General features: G+C 41.6%; 20 protein-coding genes. 19 read left to right on the top strand and 1 reads right to left on the bottom strand.

Annotation, left to right across the window (positions count from 1 at the left end; genetic code table 11):
* Positions 1 to 54 precede the first annotated feature (54 nt).
* The 7 genes from smc (at position 55) to MsAm2_RS05245 (ending at position 8243) form a co-directional block, all read left to right on the top strand.
* Entirely contained in the window at positions 55 to 3576 is a 3522-nt protein-coding gene (gene smc, locus MsAm2_RS05275; protein ID WP_338097218.1) for a chromosome segregation protein SMC, read from the top strand.
* Positions 3573 to 4769: a segregation/condensation protein A gene (locus tag MsAm2_RS05270; protein WP_338097217.1), complete on the top strand. Its 1197-nt coding sequence runs from the start codon at positions 3573 to 3575 to the stop codon at positions 4767 to 4769. Before smc ends, MsAm2_RS05270 begins: the two co-directional genes overlap by 4 nt.
* A 163-nt stretch (positions 4770 to 4932) precedes the next feature.
* The gene (gene scpB / locus MsAm2_RS05265; protein ID WP_338097216.1) at positions 4933 to 6264 is read left to right on the top strand and encodes an SMC-Scp complex subunit ScpB; all 1332 of its coding nucleotides are present in this window, start codon (positions 4933 to 4935) and stop codon (positions 6262 to 6264) included.
* A 113-nt stretch (positions 6265 to 6377) separates the two neighbouring features.
* The gene (locus MsAm2_RS05260) at positions 6378 to 6788 is read left to right on the top strand and encodes a hypothetical protein (RefSeq protein WP_338097215.1); all 411 of its coding nucleotides are present in this window, start codon (positions 6378 to 6380) and stop codon (positions 6786 to 6788) included.
* A 27-nt stretch (positions 6789 to 6815) separates the two neighbouring features.
* Positions 6816 to 7088: a hypothetical protein gene (locus MsAm2_RS05255; protein ID WP_338097214.1), complete on the top strand. Its 273-nt coding sequence runs from the start codon at positions 6816 to 6818 to the stop codon at positions 7086 to 7088.
* 35 nt (positions 7089 to 7123) lie between these two features.
* Positions 7124 to 7642 (top strand): class IV adenylate cyclase, encoded by a 519-nt coding sequence (gene cyaB / locus MsAm2_RS05250; protein WP_338097213.1) that lies wholly within the window; start codon positions 7124 to 7126, stop codon positions 7640 to 7642.
* 175 nt (positions 7643 to 7817) lie between these two features.
* Positions 7818 to 8243: a hypothetical protein gene (locus MsAm2_RS05245; protein WP_338097212.1), complete on the top strand. Its 426-nt coding sequence runs from the start codon at positions 7818 to 7820 to the stop codon at positions 8241 to 8243.
* A 143-nt stretch (positions 8244 to 8386) separates the two neighbouring features.
* Here the strand turns inward: MsAm2_RS05245 and MsAm2_RS05240 are convergent, their stop codons facing one another.
* Positions 8387 to 8719 carry a hypothetical protein gene (locus tag MsAm2_RS05240; RefSeq protein WP_338097211.1) on the bottom strand — a complete coding sequence of 111 codons (333 nt, stop codon included), beginning with the start codon at positions 8717 to 8719 and terminating at the stop codon, positions 8387 to 8389.
* 404 nt (positions 8720 to 9123) lie between these two features.
* On the opposite strand from MsAm2_RS05240, the gene MsAm2_RS05235 reads away from it, so the two are divergent.
* The 12 genes from MsAm2_RS05235 (at position 9124) to pfdA (ending at position 17289) form a co-directional block, all read left to right on the top strand.
* The gene (locus MsAm2_RS05235) at positions 9124 to 9609 is read left to right on the top strand and encodes an RNA-binding protein (protein ID WP_338097210.1); all 486 of its coding nucleotides are present in this window, start codon (positions 9124 to 9126) and stop codon (positions 9607 to 9609) included.
* 449 nt (positions 9610 to 10058) lie between these two features.
* On the top strand, positions 10059 to 10436 hold the full coding sequence (locus tag MsAm2_RS05230) for a cell division protein SepF (RefSeq protein ID WP_338098515.1): 378 nt from the start codon (positions 10059 to 10061) through the stop codon (positions 10434 to 10436).
* 350 nt (positions 10437 to 10786) lie between these two features.
* On the top strand, positions 10787 to 11440 hold the full coding sequence (locus MsAm2_RS05225; RefSeq protein ID WP_338097209.1) for a ZPR1 zinc finger domain-containing protein: 654 nt from the start codon (positions 10787 to 10789) through the stop codon (positions 11438 to 11440).
* 67 nt (positions 11441 to 11507) lie between these two features.
* The gene (locus MsAm2_RS05220; RefSeq protein WP_338097208.1) at positions 11508 to 12830 is read left to right on the top strand and encodes an adenylosuccinate synthase; all 1323 of its coding nucleotides are present in this window, start codon (positions 11508 to 11510) and stop codon (positions 12828 to 12830) included.
* A 706-nt stretch (positions 12831 to 13536) separates the two neighbouring features.
* The gene (locus MsAm2_RS05215) at positions 13537 to 13986 is read left to right on the top strand and encodes a 30S ribosomal protein S19e (protein WP_338097207.1); all 450 of its coding nucleotides are present in this window, start codon (positions 13537 to 13539) and stop codon (positions 13984 to 13986) included.
* Between the two features lie 91 nt (positions 13987 to 14077).
* Positions 14078 to 14428 (top strand): DNA-binding protein, encoded by a 351-nt coding sequence (locus MsAm2_RS05210; protein WP_338097206.1) that lies wholly within the window; start codon positions 14078 to 14080, stop codon positions 14426 to 14428.
* 109 nt (positions 14429 to 14537) lie between these two features.
* Positions 14538 to 15149 (top strand): DUF7411 family protein, encoded by a 612-nt coding sequence (locus MsAm2_RS05205; protein ID WP_338097205.1) that lies wholly within the window; start codon positions 14538 to 14540, stop codon positions 15147 to 15149.
* 100 nt (positions 15150 to 15249) lie between these two features.
* Positions 15250 to 15405, top strand: a complete 156-nt coding sequence (locus tag MsAm2_RS05200) for a 50S ribosomal protein L39e (protein ID WP_133517669.1) — start codon at positions 15250 to 15252, stop codon at positions 15403 to 15405.
* 114 nt (positions 15406 to 15519) lie between these two features.
* Positions 15520 to 15795, top strand: a complete 276-nt coding sequence (locus MsAm2_RS05195) for a 50S ribosomal protein L31e (RefSeq protein ID WP_338097204.1) — start codon at positions 15520 to 15522, stop codon at positions 15793 to 15795.
* Positions 15796 to 15930: 135 nt separating this feature from the next.
* Positions 15931 to 16566 (top strand): translation initiation factor IF-6, encoded by a 636-nt coding sequence (locus MsAm2_RS05190; protein ID WP_338097203.1) that lies wholly within the window; start codon positions 15931 to 15933, stop codon positions 16564 to 16566.
* Positions 16567 to 16696: 130 nt separating this feature from the next.
* Entirely contained in the window at positions 16697 to 16873 is a 177-nt protein-coding gene (gene rpl18a, locus MsAm2_RS05185) for a 50S ribosomal protein L18Ae (protein ID WP_338097202.1), read from the top strand.
* Positions 16874 to 16875: 2 nt separating this feature from the next.
* The gene (pfdA, locus tag MsAm2_RS05180; RefSeq protein WP_338097201.1) at positions 16876 to 17289 is read left to right on the top strand and encodes a prefoldin subunit alpha; all 414 of its coding nucleotides are present in this window, start codon (positions 16876 to 16878) and stop codon (positions 17287 to 17289) included.
* The last annotated feature ends 246 nt before the right edge of the window (positions 17290 to 17535 follow it).

Below are 17535 nucleotides of genomic sequence, written 5' to 3'. Positions count from 1 at the left end.
ATTTTCGTGAGTATTGTCAACCGTCTATGAAAAAACGTCAGGAGACCCGATTGCGTGCATATTAAGGAGATTGAGTTTGTCAATTTCAAATCCTTCGGAAAAAAGATAAAGATCCCATTTTTTGAAGGATTCACGACGATTTCCGGGCCCAACGGCAGCGGGAAATCTAATATCATAGATGGAATCCTCTTTGCCCTCGGACTTTCCAGTTCCCGAACCATGCGGGCGGAAAAATTAACCGACCTTATTTTTACAGATGCCAAATCCAAATCTCCCGAATTCGCGCAGGTGACGATTACTTTTGATAACACCGACCGAAAAGCACCGGTGGAGGCCGATTCGTTTGAAATTTCCCGAAAAATCAAACAAACCAAAACCGGCTATTACAGCTATTTTTACTTCAATGGAAAATCGGTCAGTTTGACCGAAGTTCATGAACTTCTCGGAAAAGCCGGCGTGACGCCTGAAGGATACAACGTGGTGATGCAGGGTGACGTTTCTCAAATCACCGCCAAAATGAGTCCGGTGGAGCGCCGCAAAATCATTGATGAAATTGCCGGCGTTTCCGAATTTGATGAAAAGAAGCAAAAATCGTTGGCGGAACTTGATATCGTTAAGGAGCAAATCGAAAAAATCGACATCATTATCGATGAAGTCAAAATCCGGCTGGATCAATTATCTTCCGAGCGCGAGCAAGCCCTTAAATACCGGTCCTTGCGGGAAGAAAAACAAAAATATGAAGGCTATCTCATTTTATCCAAATTAAAAGACGCCAAGACAGAGCTTTCCAATATAGAAAAAGAAATTTTGAAATATGAAACCCAGAAAGATCAGATTTCCCAAAAGGTTGCGGAGCAGGAAGAAAAGCTGGCGTCAATGGAATCTGAATTGGATTCTTTAAACCTGGAAATCCGTCAAAAAGGCGAAGACGAACAAATCCGGATTAAAAAGGAAATTGAAGAAATCAAAGGCGAAATTTCACGCGCGAAAGAAAGTATTGGGGTTTTAGAGCGGGAAGAAAGCGACTTTGAATCCAAACGCAGAGACTTGTTTGTTAAAATCGATGCCCGTAAAAAAGAAGTGGACGGATTTGAGAAATCCTTAGAGGACGAACGCAAAAAAGAAGAAGCGGTCCAAAAAAACAAATCGGATAAAAGCGCGGAAAAAACAATTTTGGCCGGAAAAATTGCCGGGATTGAAAAGAGGTTTTCCGAAAAAGCGGGGGCTGCCAATCAAAAACGATCGGAACTCAACAAAATCAAAGATGAAAAGAATCAATTGATTTTGGAAGAAGACCGGTTGACGGATGCGCTTCGCCGCAAATCTTCCGAAATAAAAGACATCGAAAATGAAATTGAGGAAGCGAAAGAAAACGCGAAAAACGCGGAAAGCGATACCAAAATTGCTCAATATGATATTTCCAAATTAACCGAAGAATCCGATAAATTAAAACGGGACTCGGATGATTTAGAGTCCGCTCAGAAGCGTTTGTCGGACGATAAGAAAAAAATTGAAGAGAAATCCGCAGTGCTTGAGCGGGAGTACGGTATAATTGAAGCGCGCGTTCGGGCGACGGAAGTCGGAAGCACATATTCGCACGCGGTTGAAGAAATATTAAAAGCGTCCAAAAAAGAAGAATTGTACGGTATTTGTGGCGCGGTCGCAAATCTTGGCAGCGTCGGCAAAGAATACGCAACGGCGCTTGAAATTGCCGCCGGTTCCAAAATGCAGGCCATTGTCGTTGAAACGGACGCGGACGCGGAGCACGCGATTAACTATCTCAAACGGAAAAACCAAGGCCGTGCAACATTTTTGCCGCTGAATAAATTAGAGCCGATGCGGTCTCTTCCGGATTTATCGTTTGAAGGATTTGTCGGGTACGCCATTGATTTAATTGATTTTGACACGGAATACAAATCCGCCTTTTGGTATGTTTTTCGAGATACCGTCATTGTTGACACTCTCCAAAACGCGCGCCGGATGATTGGGCGATACCGCATGGTTACTTTGGAAGGCGAAACGCTTGAAAAAAGCGGCGCGATGATTGGTGGTTCGGTCGCTCAAAAATCCAGAATTTCTTTTGCCGCGACCGAGCGGGAAAGATTGGTTGCGCTCAGCGACGAAATCCGTGACCTTCATAAGAAACGCGGCGATTTGATTTCCAAATTGGATGATTTGGATGGCAAAATATCCGTGGCGGCCAAAAGGATTAATGCGATTTCGAATGAAATTTCCAAAAAAGAAATGCAAATCACCGAAATCAAGGGCCGGGAAGATCGGCTTTCGGATGTTTTGGCGGCCAAAAAGAGTTCTTACGACGGTTTTTTTTTGGAGCGGGAGACTTTCAAACGGGAAATGAATGCGGTCATTGAAAAACGGTTGGAAGTTGACAGCGTTTTAAAGGGATTAGACGCGGAAATTTCGGAAATTGAAGCAGAGCTCAACGATCCGGAATTGGAGGAACTCCGCAAAAAATCTGCACGTGTTGACGATGAAATTTTGCATCTCAACGCGCGGCTGTCGGACATTAAGTCCGATGTCAACGCGATTGAAATGTCGAAAAAGAACGCGATTGAATTGATTGAGGAAGCCCGCCTGGATATTTCAAATTTGGAAGAAAAGAAGGCAACCAGCAAAGAAAAAATAAAAGTCTTTTTGGAGGATATTCAAGAATTTACCCGGCGCCAAAAGCAAAATGAAGCGCGTGAAATTGAAATTTCCAATGAGCTCAAAGACCTTCAGGACAAAAGAACGGAATTGGATCAAGCTTGCACACGTTTTAGCCGGCAGCTGGACAAATCCCGTTTAGATTTGGATGGGCTTTCACGCAGCGCGGCATCTTGCCGGCTGACACAATCTTCTTTAGAAACGCAATACTTGTCGCTTTTGCAGGAAGTCAAAGACCGCGGCCTTGAGGAGCGGGACGATATTCCAAATTATCAGACTGTTTACATAACGATCGAATCTTTGGAAAAGCAAATGACGGAATTAGAGCCGGTCAACATGCGCGCGATTGATGAGTATGATGATGTTAAGGCACGCCAGGATGAATTATCCGGCCGTCGGGATGTTTTATTTAATGAGCGGGAGCAGTTGCTTAAACGCATCGAACAGTATGAACAGTTGAAGCGGGATACGTTTATGCAGGCGTATGAAGGCATCAATGCCAATTTCAAAAATGTCTTTTTCGAATTGGCCGATGGTTTTGGAGAACTTGTTCTTGAAAATCCGGCGGATCCGTTCGCCGGCGGAATGACGCTTCACGCGCAGCCGAAAGGAAAAAATATCATTCGCTTAGAATCCATGTCCGGCGGCGAAAAAAGTTTGACCGCTTTGGCTTTTATCGTTTCCATTCAGGAATATCGTCCGGCACCGTTTTATGTGTTTGATGAAGTGGATCAAAACTTAGACGGCTGGAATGTGGAGCGAGTTGCCGACCGTATTTTAAAATCCGCGCCGACGGCGCAGTTTATTGTTATCTCTCTTCGAAAACCCATGCTTGAGCGGGCTGACCGGATTATCGGTGTCACGCAGCAAGATGGAAATACGAATATTACGGGGGTGAAATCCAAATGAGTTTCAAAAATCAAAAATCCGGCTCTTCCGGATACGAATCCAATTCAGGCTCTTCCGGGTACGAATCCAAAAATTCAGGCTCTTCCGGATATAAACCTAAAAACTCCGGGTCCCGCAAATCCGAACTCAAAGCCGCGTCGGCATCAAGTTCCAAGTCGGCATCGGTGACAGGTTCTCTTCCGGTTTTTGAATCCTCTTATTTTGTCGATTCATCATTTGCCGGAGACGCGTCGGCTTATGAGGACAACAGACGCTTGGGAATTTCTTCAAAAGACCGGTTTATTTCCTGTGACAGCGCGTTTGTCTTGTCAGATGATGATGATGCCCGTTCGTATTTCATTGATTCTTTGGGAGACAGTTTGGATGACAGCGGGATTGATGTGGACCAATTGGATTTCTCTTCTTTTATCGGAAATGAGCCGATTGAAATTTTGGTTGAATTGGCTAAATCCGGGAAAATTGACCCGTGGAATATTGATATTGTTCATGTGACGGATACGTTTTTGGGCAAAGTGGAAGAACTCGAGCGGATGGACCTTCGGATTTCCGGGCGGACGCTTCTTTATTCTTGTGTGCTGCTTCGGATGAAATCGACCGGAATTTTGCTGGACGAAAAAATCGAAGAAGAGTGGACGGAAGACGGAGAAGATGCTTGGGAAGAAGATGAATTTAATTTTGATATTTCCGAATTTCCGGCGCCGGTCTTTCCGGTTCGCCGGGAAGCACGCCGACCGGTGACACTTAAAGAATTGATTGAAGAACTTAAAAAAGCGGAAAAAGATGTGATCCAGCGCAAAGAGCGTCTTTTGGGAACGCAAAAGCGTTACATTGAAGTGGAACTGACGACCGAAGATGTGATGAACATCGCGCACGATGAAGCCATTTTAAAACGGACGGGTTCGCTTCTGGACATTTTAAGGCATATGTTTAAAACCCGGGAATTTGTGACTTGGGAGGACGTGCTCGCGCTTGAAAAATCGGACAAAATTATGGACTACATTACGCTTTTGTTCTTGGCGTCCATGAAGGAAATTTTATTGTATCAAGAAGTCATTTTCGGGGATTTGTTTATTTATCCGTTTGGGGCGGCTCTTGGTGAGCCGAACGGGCCGGAATATGAAGCCATTCCGGCATCCAAAGGAAAAATTAAATTGAAAAATAAAAATGTTGAAGAATCCGCGGCGGAAAATTAAATCATCCCTCATTTTTCAGATAATTAAATTACAAATTCATACTTCAAATTCATAATTCTAATTCATACTTCAAATTCATAATTCTAATTCATACTTCAAATTCATAATTCTAATTCATACTTCAAATTCATAATTTAAATTCATAAATCGGAGACATGATTTTATGGCGGACAGCAGCATGACGGAAATCCTTGCGGACGGCTTGTCTTTTGAGGATGAAGAGTTTGCAGACGCGTCCGTTGAAACGGACGCCTCTGCTCTATCTGAAAAAGCAGCGGTCGGCTCCAAAAAGAAATCTTCCAAAAATTCCGTTTCCGTCCAAAATGTCGGTGGCACCGGAAAACAAGTGATTGAAGCGGCTCTTTTTGCGGCCGGAAGCGCAGTTTCCGTGGACACCCTCATGAAAATTTCCCAAAAATCTAAACGGGAAGTCCGCGACCTGGTTTTAGCGCTTCGGGAAGAATATTTGTCCCGCGGCTCCGGCATTGAAATTTCGGACTTGTCCGACCGTTTTGTCATGCAGGTGCGTCCGGACTTTGCGGAAAAAGTGCGGGATGTGGCGCCCAAAGAGTTGACATCGTCTCAGCTCAAAACGCTTTCCATTATCGCTTACCATCAGCCGATTACACAATCGGACATTGTGGAAATGCGTGGCAGCAATGCGTACGAACATATCGGTGAACTTTCCGAGCGCGGATTTATTGATTTAAAACCGCAAGGACGGACCAAAATCATCACGACAACACGTCTTTTTGCGGACTATTTCGGCATGGCGTCGTCAAATACCGCCGATATCCGTAACAAAATGGTTGAAATTTTAAGAACTCAGGGTGGTCAAAGCAATATTTCCCGGTTCAGCCCGGAAAAGCGGGTAGTTGTGACGGAAATGTATGAATCGCTTGCTCGAATGTGTGGCATGACCAATTACAAAGTGGCAAATCCGTACACTCCATCGGAAGCCGATCAAAAAATCATTTCGGAATCCAATATTTTGATTTTGGCGAAAGGATATTCCGATAAGGTTTTGGATGCGAATCCAGCGTTTTCCGGTCAAATCGTTGAAGTTTCTTCGACCACATTTAAGGATTTAATGGATGGAATTGTTGCTGTTCGAGAAATGCTTGGGGAAGATTTCCCGCGCCTGGGAAAAGCGGCCAAGGCGGATGAAAATATCAAAGATTTGCAAGAGCTTCAGGAAATTTACCGCAAAAAAGCGCTTCTGATTCAATCCAAAGCAAATCCGGCAACCGAGATGTCGGCGAAATTAATCAATGATTTAGGTATCGGGATTTCGATGGATGGTATTTTAGTTTCTCCGGATTACGGAAAATCGTCTTCCGGGAAAAAAATTCCCAAAGGCACTGTCATTTTTCCGACGCATAAGAGCCAGTCCGGAAATCTCATCAAGCGGGTCTGTGAAAAATACGACGCGGTCATTGCCGGTCTGAAAGAGGCGGACAAAGAAAAACGTGAGAAAAAAGATGCTCAATCCTAAAAAAAGAATCGCTGTGGAAAAGAAAGAAAACGGTGTTGAAAAATAATTGAAATTTTGAAGTAAATGAGAAATATCGGAATCATATTTTTAAGAATCGTTGGGCCGTTTTTCAAATGTCAAAAAAATCCATTCTTCTGGTTTTCATTTTTATTCTTTTGGCCGGCCTGTTGATTTCTGCTGCCTTTTTCTTTTATCCGTGGCAAAACAACGAAAATCCGGCATCGGATTTGCCGGCGGCGAGTCCGAATTCCGCTTCGTCTTCTTCCGTTTCGTCTTCTTCCGTTTCGTCTTCTTCCGCTTCGTCTTCTCCTTCCTCATCCGTTTCTTCTTTAACCCCACCGCCGGATTTTTCCGAAAATTCAAATTCGGTCGGCATTCTTGGAAATACATATCATCAAAACATGATGTATGTTTATGAGGGTAAGAAACATTATTCGACTTATCCGAACGGGTCGGCTGCGGTCATTGTCCGGAACAAGTCGGCGGAAAATAAATCGTATGAAGAGGTTTGCACGTTTTTGTAGAAGGACGATACGGATAAAAACATCTACGTGGAAGGTGAATTTGTGTGTTCCAATTATGCGACGGGTCTTGCGACTAATGCGGAAGCGGCCGGAATCAAAGGCGGCGTTCTTTTGTTGTGTTTCAAAGGCGGCGGCACGCATATGCTGAATGTTTTTCATTTGACGGATGGGCGGATGATGTATGTGGAAACAACCGGGGCGATTGGTCTTTTTGGAAAAGATGATTATTTCTTTGACCTCGATGCAGGTGACAATTATTTGGATATGGGAACCGTTCAAAAAATCTATGCGTATTGGTAAGTATTGTTAATAATAATGACTCCGGAGGTTATTTTATGATTGAAGTGGAAGTGAAAGTCAAAGCGGACCACGATTTTGTCCGCCGGATGATTCTTCAAAGAGGGGCTGAATTTGTTTGTGTCGAAGAACAGACGGATGTTTATTTTAATGCGCCGGATCGGGATTTCTCAAAAACGGATGAGGCGCTTCGTGTTCGTGTGATTGACGGTGTCGGTGAAATCACATACAAAGGACCGAAAATGGATAAGGTTTCCAAGACGCGGACAGAATTTAACAGTCCGGTCGATGCACAAAATATGAAAAGTATCTTGTGCGCGCTTGGGTTTTTCGAGTCCGGAGCCGTTTCCAAACGGCGGGAAGTTTACAAACTGGAAAATTTTTTAATCGGGATTGACGCGGTTTTCAGCCTGGGGAATTATGTGGAAGTTGAGGCTGATGTTTCCGACGGAGCCGGTCCGGATGATATTCAAAAAGCAACGGAAAGCATTTTTAAATTCTTAGAAACGCTTGGGATTGAGCGCAGCGCATCCATTCAAGAATCTTATTTGGAATAGGTTTTGGCAAAAAATAAAGGTTTGAAATGCTAAATTAAAAATAGTTTAACACTTAATTTCAATAATAAATGATTCAATAATAAATGATTCAAAAATAAATGATTCAAAAATATCGTAAATCATATTTTCCATAAAATTAAAATTAAACAGAAAAAAAGAGATTTTGGAGAAATCTATGAAACAAATTCGTTCTTTGTTTTTTTTGGCTTTGGTTCTTTTGGCAACCGTGGCCGCTGTCGCAACCGCAGGATGCATGAGCACAACTTACACGATGGAAGGAAAGATTTTGTTGGAGGACGCGTCTCAGCCTTTTGGAACCGCGCCTATTTATCTTGAACTCCAAGACATGACCGACCCCAAAAGTGTCGTCATCTTGGATAAAATGAAGATTTCGGGAGATTCTAAATCTCATTACTCTTATGAGATGGTTCATGAAGGATATTTGAATCCGAAGGGAATCTACACCGTGTCGGCTTGGGTGGACACAAACGGCGATATGCAACGCAATGCCGGTGATTATGTTTCAAAACCGATTCATCGGCTGGAAGCCAATATTTTAGAGCAGCCGTTTGACATTTATGTTTATCCGTACACCGGATAAACACATTTTTTTTAAAATATGTATTTTTAAAATAGGTGTTTTTAAAAAAATGTTTTAAAATGAGCTGTTGAAATAAAAAATGAAATAATAAAAAATCATTGAGAAATCATTTTTTTATTTATTTTATTTTTTTTTTTTTAAGATTATTTCTTCTTTTTTTCGTTGCCGGAATCTTCGGAAAATTCGATCAGCATCGTCGGGTTTTCTTCCTTATATTTTTCCATTTCTTTTTTCAGAATTCCGATACTTGGGATGAGCGCGATTAAAAATCCGACCATTTGTCCGATTTTTGAAATGACATAAATGGTTCCTTGCGTATCTCTTTCTTCTTGCGGCAGGCTTTCATTTTCAAATTTATTGCCGGATGTGTATGCAAAAAACGAGAATACAATAAGAAGCATGAGCCCGATGGCGACAAACACATAGAATTGTTTTGTTGTAAATCTTGATAAAAAAGATGGCGCGGGTTCTGACATAATTACTGAAATGGTTTTTTGAATTAATAAATGTTGTGTGTCCAAGCCGGAAAAAGAATTAAAAAAGATTTTTCCGGAAATGAACCTGAAATCCGGCGAAAGGGAAAAATCAAAATTTAGATCTTCGTTTTCCAATTTTTGTCTTTCCGATTTTAGATTTTCGATTTTTGTTTTGGCATTATTTTTTGCTTTTTTCCGGTGCCTTGCGCGCGCGTTACGGCAACAAAGTTTTAATTTTTTCAACAAAACCGGCGCATGGTTTTTTTCAAAAAAAGTATAAATTTCGGAATCATTTTTAATTTCGGATTGCTACATTCTTTGAATTAGAATAATCGTGCGAATTGTCCTCGGGTTTTCGCATTCTTTTTATATTTCAATTTCATATGATTGTCACAGGTGATTTTTTGAAAATTAAATCCAGAGTCAGTCTCAGGAAAAATGATAAAAATAAAATTGTGGCGTCTCTTCATGAAGTTTTTGGGGATTCTATGTCCGCTCTTTCCGATTCCAAATTTGAAGTTATTACAACCGATGAATTCAAAGTCATTTTTGTGGACGGAAAGCAAATGTTTTTCGAATTCGGCGGCGAAATTTTCCCGACGGTTCGAGGCGCTCTTTTGCTTTCGCCGGAGAAACGGCTGGTTGTTGTCGATATGGGTGCCGTCAAATTCGTTGTCAACGGTGCGGATGTCATGAGTCCGGGAATCGTGTCGGCCGACCCGTCCATTCAAAAAGAAGATCTTGTGGTTGTCGTGGACGAGACACATAAGAAACCGCTCGCGATTGGACGAGCTTTAATTTCCGGGACTGAAATGACCGCCTCCGCTTCCGGAAAAGCCGTTAAATCTTTGGCCTACGTTGGAGATGCGCTTTGGGATTTGGAAATTTAAAGAAAATATCTTTAATAGAACCATTTGAAACAATATTCAATTATCGGAAAAATATTCAAATATTCAAATATTTAAATATTCAAAATGTTAAAATGTTCAAAATGGTCACACGTTTAAATGTTCCCATGTTCACATGCTAACGACTCAAAGTTCGACTGTTCAATTCTTTTTCAAAAAACATAATTTTTTCAAAAATATGAGCCGTTCGGAATTATTATATATAAGTTTATAAATGAGGAAGTCATTAAGCTATTGATTATTCGAATAATTTTTCAATAATCAGATTAATAAATCATTAAGCCATACATAAAAAAATAAATCTTTATCCCATCAAAATTATTGACACACATTTTTCAATGATTGTTTCTTATCATTTTATTTATTTTTGTTTTATCTTTTAAAATCCAATTCAAATAGATTTAAAATAAAAGGTGTCTATCGTGAGTTTCATGAAAAAAATCCTTGGCGGATCCGGCCAATCCAAGCAAGCGGACGACTATTCAGCATACATTGATCTGGACAAATTTGAAAAAGACATTGATAAAGACGCTGCGAACGAGCCGGCGGAAACTTATGTCAAAATCGCCATCTTTACAAATTTCGACCAAATTACCGCTCTGAAAAAGGAAATCTATGACGGAAATATTCTCATCGTCGACATTTCCAACATCAAGGCCGATGAGCGCCTCCGCAACCATCTTTTCAATGAACTCAAAGACGTGGTTTTAGACGTTCACGGCGACATTGTCGGCATGAAAGACAACAACATTTTGGTCACCCCAACCGGAATCAAAGTTGACCGGAGAAAACTCGGCGGAAACTACTAAGTTTCTCCCAATTATTTTCATATATTTATTTTTTATTTTTCATATTTTGTCTCCTATCTCCTCCATGCCTTACAAAAATCCGGCTTTGCCGGATTTTTTCCATTTTTTGAAAAGATCCTATCTGTTCGGCACAACATAATTTTATTATTTTCATTTCTTTTCATTCTGTTTTTTCTTTTCATTCATTCTAATTTTCATTCTAATTTTCATTTTCATTCATTCATTCTAATTTTCATTCTAATTTTCATTTTCATTCATTCATTCATTCTAATTTTCATTTTCATTTTCATTTCATTTTCGTTGAATTTATATATGGAAATAAGGCTTACAATGTTTCAGGTGAATTATTTTTGATTGAAGAAACATTTGAAACAAAAACGAATTGTCCGCTTTGCCAAAATGATTTGGTCATGAAATGGCAGCGGGATAACATTCCCTATTTCGGAGACATTATGTACACGACGGCCGTCTGCTCCAAATGCACGTTTCGGTTTGCCGATACGATGATTTTGACCGGAAAAGACCCCATCTGCTATTCTTTGTCTGTCCAAACATTGGAGGATTTGGATGCCCGCGTCATCCGCTCAACTTCCGGAACCATTCTCATTCAGGAACTCGGAATTATGATTGAGCCGGGTCCGATTTCGGAATCCTACATCACAAACGTGGAAGGTGTTCTTGGCCGCATCCGTTCGGTGATTGAAAGCACAATCCGCTGGTCGGAAGCGGATGGGGAATTGGACAAAATGGAGCGCGGACTTTATCTTTTGGCCAGAATTGATGAAATTATTGAAAACCCGCAAACGGCCGAATGCAAAATCACACTTGAAATCAAAGACCCTCTCGGGAACAGCGCCATTTTGTCCGCCCATTCCAAATCCCGGCCTTTGACGGAAGACGAATTGGAATGCTTAAAAACCGGCATGATTGTGCTGGATATTGACAAAGATGAATTGGTCCACCACGTTTCCGATGGAGCGGCGCCGATTGGAAAAATAGATTAAATATTTTTTTCTTTTCTGTTTTTAAAAAACACAATCCTTTTAATCCATCAAAATCATTTCTGAATTCATGTTTACAATTATCACAGGCGCGCAATTTGGTGACGAAGGAAAAGGAAAGATTGTTGACCTTTTGGCAAACGAATATGATCTTGTCGCGCGCTTTCAAGGCGGCGACAACGCCGGGCACACCGTGACGGTCGGTGAAGACGTTTATAAATTGCATCAAATCCCTTCCGGGATTTTGGTCGGGTCCGCCGTTCTCATCGGTTCCGGTGTCGTTTTAAATCCATTTTCATTAATGGATGAAATAAATATGCTGGAACAAAAAGGCGTTGTGCTGACACCCGACAATTTTGGAATCGATGCGAAATGCAGTATCATTATGCCGTACCACATTGCGCTGGACACGCTGTCGGAAGTTTCCCGCAAATCAAAAATCGGTACGACCAAAAAAGGAATTGCACACGCGTATTCCGACCGAGCGCTTCGGGATGAAATCCGGCTGGAAGATTTGCTGGACGAAACAGTTTTTCGCGCCAAAATCAAAGATATTTGGCCGGCCAAATCTCAAACCATTTCAAAGATGGGTGGAAGTCCCGAATACATCTTGTCCGAAAAAACCATTTCGGAAATGCTGGCGATCGGGCAAAAATTAAAAGATTTCGCCGTTGATGTTTCTCAAGTCATAAACACGGCTCTTCTGGCCGGAAAAAAAGTCATGGCCGAAGGCGCCCAAGGAACGCTTCTGGATGTCGTCCACGGCACTCAAAAATTTGTCACCTCTTCCTCCACCATTGCCGGTTCCGCCTGCACGGGTCTCGGTGTCGGCCCGTCTCGCGTCAGCAACACGATGGGGATTGTCAAGTCCTATATCACCCGTGTCGGAAACGGTCCGCTTCCGACAGAACTTACCGATGAGGTCGGCACGCATTTGGTTCAAGTCGGGCGGGAATTCGGAACCACAACCGGCAGGCAGAGACGTTGCGGCTGGTTTGATTTGCCGCTTCTGAAAAAATCAATCAATTTAAACGGGTATACGGAACTTGCGCTCACCAAAATCGATGTCCTAACCGGTCTTGACCCGATTCAGATTTGTGTGGCGTACGAACTTGACGGTGAACGAATGGATTATCCCCCACTTCTTACCAAGGATTTGGAGCGCTGCGTTCCTGTTTATTCCGAAATGGACGGCTGGACGGAAGATTTAACGGATGTCCGGTGCTTTGAAGATTTGCCAAAAAACGCAAAAGAATATATTTTAACGATTGAAAAATTAAGCAATGTCCGCATCAGTTACGTGTCGGTGGGTCCCAAACGCGATCAAACATTTAAAATGGCGGAATCGCGTGAAAAAGAAATTTATTGTAATAAATTTGCGCGGAATAAATAATTTTTTCCGGAAGGAACAATTTTTTCGAGATGAATTATTTTTTCGGGAGGAACAAATGATGAACAATTTTATCCGTCAAATCCATTGAATTTCATGAATTTTTAGGCGGTATCAGGACAAGATATCAGGACAAGGTATTTATACAAACAGTCGCGTTTAAAGTTCCATTTGAGTCATACGTTCTTTTCAAAGTTTCCCGTTTCGGCCATGGGGTGCTTTAGAAAAAACATCAAAGGTTTGGTACTTCAGCCAGCGTCGTATCAAACAAAATAAAAATATAATCCGAACGAACCGATAAAAATATCGAGTCTGAAAAAAGACAGCGAAAAAAAGCGGGGAGTTTAATTTAAAAGGTACGGATAAAACCGTATCACGGTAACCTAAATATCATGCAGCGGCATGAAAAAATACAAATATTTTTCCGTAACGGCTTTTGCACCGTTTTTAATATTTGTCGGTTGACCGTCTCAGTTCACAAATCAATTGCAAACCATGGGTGAGCTGCCATTTAAAGTGACTCCTTTTTTAAAAGGCAAACCGGAAAAATATCTGAAAAAAAATCCCGGAAAAATTTTGTTTTACTTTTGCTTTTCCTCTTCTCTGTTTTATTTTGATTTGTTGTTTTGATCGGTGCAAATCCGCCAATCATCATGATTTTGATTTTTGGAATTTGCGTGATGATTATACAATTATAAAGGAGATATTTATGACAACTGCATACGATGTTCCCGCAGCGGATTTAATTGCGAAAGTTGCGGAAAAATTGAAAGAAAATGACAAAATCGTCCCGCCCGAGTGGGCAGAATTTGTAAAAACCGGCGTTCACAAAGAATTCCCGCCTGTCCAAGATGACTGGTGGTTCATTCGGTGTGCCGCAATCCTTCGGACCGTTTATACCGACGGACCCGTCGGCGTCGAAAGACTTTGCTCCGTTTACGGCGGCAAACAAGACCGCGGATCCAAAACCGGCCGGCGCGCCAAAGGAAGCGGCTCAATTATTCGAAAAGCCCTCCAACAGCTCGAAGCCGCAGGATACGTCAAAACCACCAAGGAAGGAAGAATCGCAGCAGGTCCGGGCCGGTCCCTTTTGGACAACACGGCTTACGAACTCAAAGGCGAACTCCTTGACAAGTATCCCGGACTTAAGAAATACTAAACAGCACGAAGCAACTCGGTTTGTAATTTTCGTTTAATTTTGTTGAATGAATCTTTTAATTTGTTAAAAATTAAAAAAAGGAGTTTTGAACATGGACAACGAGCTTGAAGAAATTCGGCGGCGAAGACTCGCGCAGATGCAAGAGCAGCAAGCGCAAGCGCAAGTAAATCCGGCGCAAGCCGCTTACCAACAAGAGCAAGCCCGGGCGGAAATGGAAGCTAAAAAACAAGAGCTTCTGAGAAAAATCTTAACGCCCGAAGCCCGCGAACGGTTGACCACCCTTCGAATGTCCCGCCCGGCCTTGGTGGAACAGCTGGAAATGCAACTCATTTCGCTGGTTCAAAGCGGCCGTATTCAAAACATGATTGATGATGAACAGTTAAAGCAACTTCTGGCTCAAATACAGCCTCCTAAGCGCGAAACATCCATCAAAAGAGTTTGATAAACAAAATCAATAAAAATCAATCCAATTAACAAAAATCAAATTCAGTCAAATAAATTTCAATGAATCAAGGTTTTGTAAAATTTTGCAAAAATCATTGGTGATCTCGATGAAAACGAAAGCTCATGTATTATTCAGCGGCGGAAAAGATAGTTCTTTGTCGGCCCTGCTTCTTGAGCCGTTTTTTGACGTCCGATTGGTGACTTGCAATTTCGGAATCTTAAAAACCGGTCCGGTTGCCGAGGATATTGCCAAAGAATTGGGATTTTCTCATCAGATTCTTTGTCCGGATATCGAAATCTTAAAAACGGCCGCAAAAACAGCGAAAACAGACGGATTTCCCAACAATGCCATTAATTATGTTCACCGCCAAGTTTTGTCCCTTTTGGCTCAAAATGATGAGGTGTCCATGATTGCCGATGGACTTCGCCGGGATGACCGTGTTCCGCACGTTCCCTTGCCGGAAATTCAAAGCTTTGAAGATAAAAACAAAGTTCTCTATTGCAGCCCCCTCATGGGATTTGGGCGCGCGGCCATCAACAAAATGATTGAATCCAATTTGGTCATAACGGAAGAAGAAAGCGCTGTCCTCTTAAAATGCGATTACGAAGCTGAGCTTCGGGAATATTTGTATCAAGATATTGGAGAAGAGGCGACACATAAATTGTTTCCCAAATCCCACAAGCAATCCCGCGTCATTTCAAGAATCAGAAATGAATGAATTGAAAATAAATTCTCAGAGATGAGTCGCGGCGTTGTGGTTTATTGTTTAAATATTTACAATAATGACGAAATAAACCTCAAAAATTCAGGTGTTTTTCATGAGTAAAAATTTGAAAGGACAAAAGAAAAGATTAGCAAAGGCACACGTCCAAAATGCGAGAGTGCCGGTCTGGGTTATTATCAAGACCAAAAGAAACGTGACTTCACACCCGAAGAGACGCCACTGGAGAAGATCCAGCATGAGATTGAAGTAATTTTTAAAATGGTTTTTAAAAATAGTTCAAATTATTTTTAAAAATATTTTAAAACAATTCATTTCAATCTTTTGTAAGAACCGTATAAAATAAAGATTTTCAAAAGTGATTTAAATGGCAGAAGACATTGTTAAAGAACAAATTTACACGATCCCGCTTCGGGAAGTCCAAGTTGTTCCCAAATGGAAAAGAGCGAACAAAGCGATGTCCATTATCCGGGAATATCTCGAAAAGCACATGAAAGCAGAACCCTCCAAAGTGAAAATTGACAAGTCCATCAATGAACGCATCTGGGAAAGAGGCAACCAAAAACCGCCATCTTTCATTCGCGTTCGGGCCGCAAAATATGCGGACGGCGAAGTCCAGGCTGAACTTGCCGAAAACTCTTAAACACAATGATTTCATGAGTTTATTCTCATGATTTATCTTTCTGTTTATGATTTTTCAATTTTTCATGTTTGAAACGGGTTTTCTTTTTGGAATCAATATTTAGAGAAAAGAGAATTTATGCAAACCATTAACATTATGGATACCCCTGTCATCGGGGCTTTTTCCACATGTACGGAAAATATTTGTCTGGTTCCGACCGGAACGCGACCGGAGGTCATCGACGCTCTTCAAAAGAGGCTTGAGGTTTCCGTTTATTCGTGTTTGGTCAACGACAGTATCTTGGTCGGGTCGATGTGCCGTGGAAATTCAAACGGTTTTATTATTCCCGGAAAGGCGGACACACGTGTTCTTGAAAAGAGAACCGGCTTGCCGGTTTATTCCCTTCCCGGAAAATTAAATGCCGTCGGCAATCTTTTGCTTGCCAACGATACGGCCGGGCTTGTTCACCCGGAAGTCGCGGACAACGTTATTGAATTTATTTCAAAATCGCTCAAAATTGATGTCCGGCGGGGTACAATCGCAGGCATTAAAACGGTTGGAATGGCGGGTTGTGTAACAAACAATGGCCTTTTGGTCAGCCCGGGAATTTCCGAAGAGGAAGCGGCCGTTTTGGAAGACCTGTTCGGATTTACGCCGACAATCGGCAGTGTCAATTTCGGATCGCGCATGGTCGGGTCGGGAATCTTAGCCAATTCGAAAGGATATTTGGCGGGAACCGAAACCAGTGGATATGAACTCGGACGAATTTCAACAGCTCTTGGTTTTATTTGAACAAATTTTTTGTTTTAATTAACCAATTCGTTTTATTTCGTTTTAATATTTTATTATGTTTTATTTTATTATGTTTTAATACGTAGAATCGCTTACAATAAATAATCAGCAAATAAATCGGTGATACCAAATGCCAAATTATGTTATTAAAGGAACCTACAAACCCGGGTTTTTTTGGCTTCCCTTCACAAAAACCGTGGAGAGCCAAAATGAAAAGAATGCTCTTGACAAGGTTTATTCAACCATCGGAAGCAAGCACCACCTTGAAAGACGTTCCATCAAAATCGCATCTGTCGAAGAGGTATAATCATGGCGCAGGTCAGTGAACAGCAGGCCCGCCAGCTGGTTGCTCAGTACCAGGAATTTCAGCGGAATGCCGAAGCCGTTCAGGAACAAATGAATATGGTTCGAAACACTTTGGCCGGTTGTGAGAGTTCGGTTCGGACAATCAGCGGCTTAAAGGAAGCGGCGTCTAAGGACGCCTTTGAATCCATCATTCCGGTCGGTTCCGGCTGTTTTGTTCATGCCGAAATCAAGAATTTCTCCAAGGTTATTATCAATGTCGGCTCCGGCGCAAATGTCGAAAAAAACGTTGATGAGGCTTTGGAATTCCTCAACGAACGGAAAGGAAAACTTGAAAAAATGCTTCAGGATTTGAATACCTCACTGACCACATTTGTTCAAAAAATGCAATCGATTGAAGCTGTTTTAAATCAACAGTAAACAATTCAATCTTTCATTTTTTACTTTTTTTTCGGGGCGCACGCGTGGTTGCGTTACGACGTTCATTTTTTAAAGATTTCAACAAAATTATTGAGTCGTTTTTTTTCAAAAAAGTTTAAATCCCAACGGTCATTTTTAATTTAATTCTGTTGTTTTTGTTGTTTTTGTTGTTTTATCGCTTCTTTGTTTCTATCGCTTCTTTTGTTTCTGTCGCTTCTTTTGTTTCTGTCGTTTCTATTGATATTG

The organism is Methanolapillus ohkumae, assembly GCF_032594355.1.
In the GTDB taxonomy this organism is placed as follows: Archaea; Halobacteriota; Methanosarcinia; order Methanosarcinales; family Methanosarcinaceae; genus Methanolapillus; species Methanolapillus ohkumae.
This window is presented reverse-complemented; position numbering and strand designations above follow the sequence as displayed.

Coding starts and splice junctions, on each gene's coding strand:
- MsAm2_RS05210 (WP_338097206.1), top strand. CDS start 14,078: ATGGACAACGAGCTTGAAGAAATTCGGCGGCGAAGACTCGCGCAGATG.
- MsAm2_RS05190 (WP_338097203.1), top strand. CDS start 15,931: ATGGATACCCCTGTCATCGGGGCTTTTTCCACATGTACGGAAAATATT.
- rpl18a (WP_338097202.1), top strand. CDS start 16,697: ATGCCAAATTATGTTATTAAAGGAACCTACAAACCCGGGTTTTTTTGG.
- MsAm2_RS05245 (WP_338097212.1), top strand. CDS start 7,818: ATGAAACAAATTCGTTCTTTGTTTTTTTTGGCTTTGGTTCTTTTGGCA.
- MsAm2_RS05205 (WP_338097205.1), top strand. CDS start 14,538: ATGAAAACGAAAGCTCATGTATTATTCAGCGGCGGAAAAGATAGTTCT.
- MsAm2_RS05220 (WP_338097208.1), top strand. CDS start 11,508: ATGTTTACAATTATCACAGGCGCGCAATTTGGTGACGAAGGAAAAGGA.
- MsAm2_RS05215 (WP_338097207.1), top strand. CDS start 13,537: ATGACAACTGCATACGATGTTCCCGCAGCGGATTTAATTGCGAAAGTT.
- scpB (WP_338097216.1), top strand. CDS start 4,933: ATGGCGGACAGCAGCATGACGGAAATCCTTGCGGACGGCTTGTCTTTT.
- MsAm2_RS05240 (WP_338097211.1), bottom strand. CDS start 8,719: ATGTCAGAACCCGCGCCATCTTTTTTATCAAGATTTACAACAAAACAA.
- MsAm2_RS05195 (WP_338097204.1), top strand. CDS start 15,520: ATGGCAGAAGACATTGTTAAAGAACAAATTTACACGATCCCGCTTCGG.
- MsAm2_RS05230 (WP_338098515.1), top strand. CDS start 10,059: ATGAAAAAAATCCTTGGCGGATCCGGCCAATCCAAGCAAGCGGACGAC.
- cyaB (WP_338097213.1), top strand. CDS start 7,124: ATGATTGAAGTGGAAGTGAAAGTCAAAGCGGACCACGATTTTGTCCGC.
- MsAm2_RS05260 (WP_338097215.1), top strand. CDS start 6,378: ATGTCAAAAAAATCCATTCTTCTGGTTTTCATTTTTATTCTTTTGGCC.
- MsAm2_RS05200 (WP_133517669.1), top strand. CDS start 15,250: ATGAGTAAAAATTTGAAAGGACAAAAGAAAAGATTAGCAAAGGCACAC.
- pfdA (WP_338097201.1), top strand. CDS start 16,876: ATGGCGCAGGTCAGTGAACAGCAGGCCCGCCAGCTGGTTGCTCAGTAC.
- MsAm2_RS05270 (WP_338097217.1), top strand. CDS start 3,573: ATGAGTTTCAAAAATCAAAAATCCGGCTCTTCCGGATACGAATCCAAT.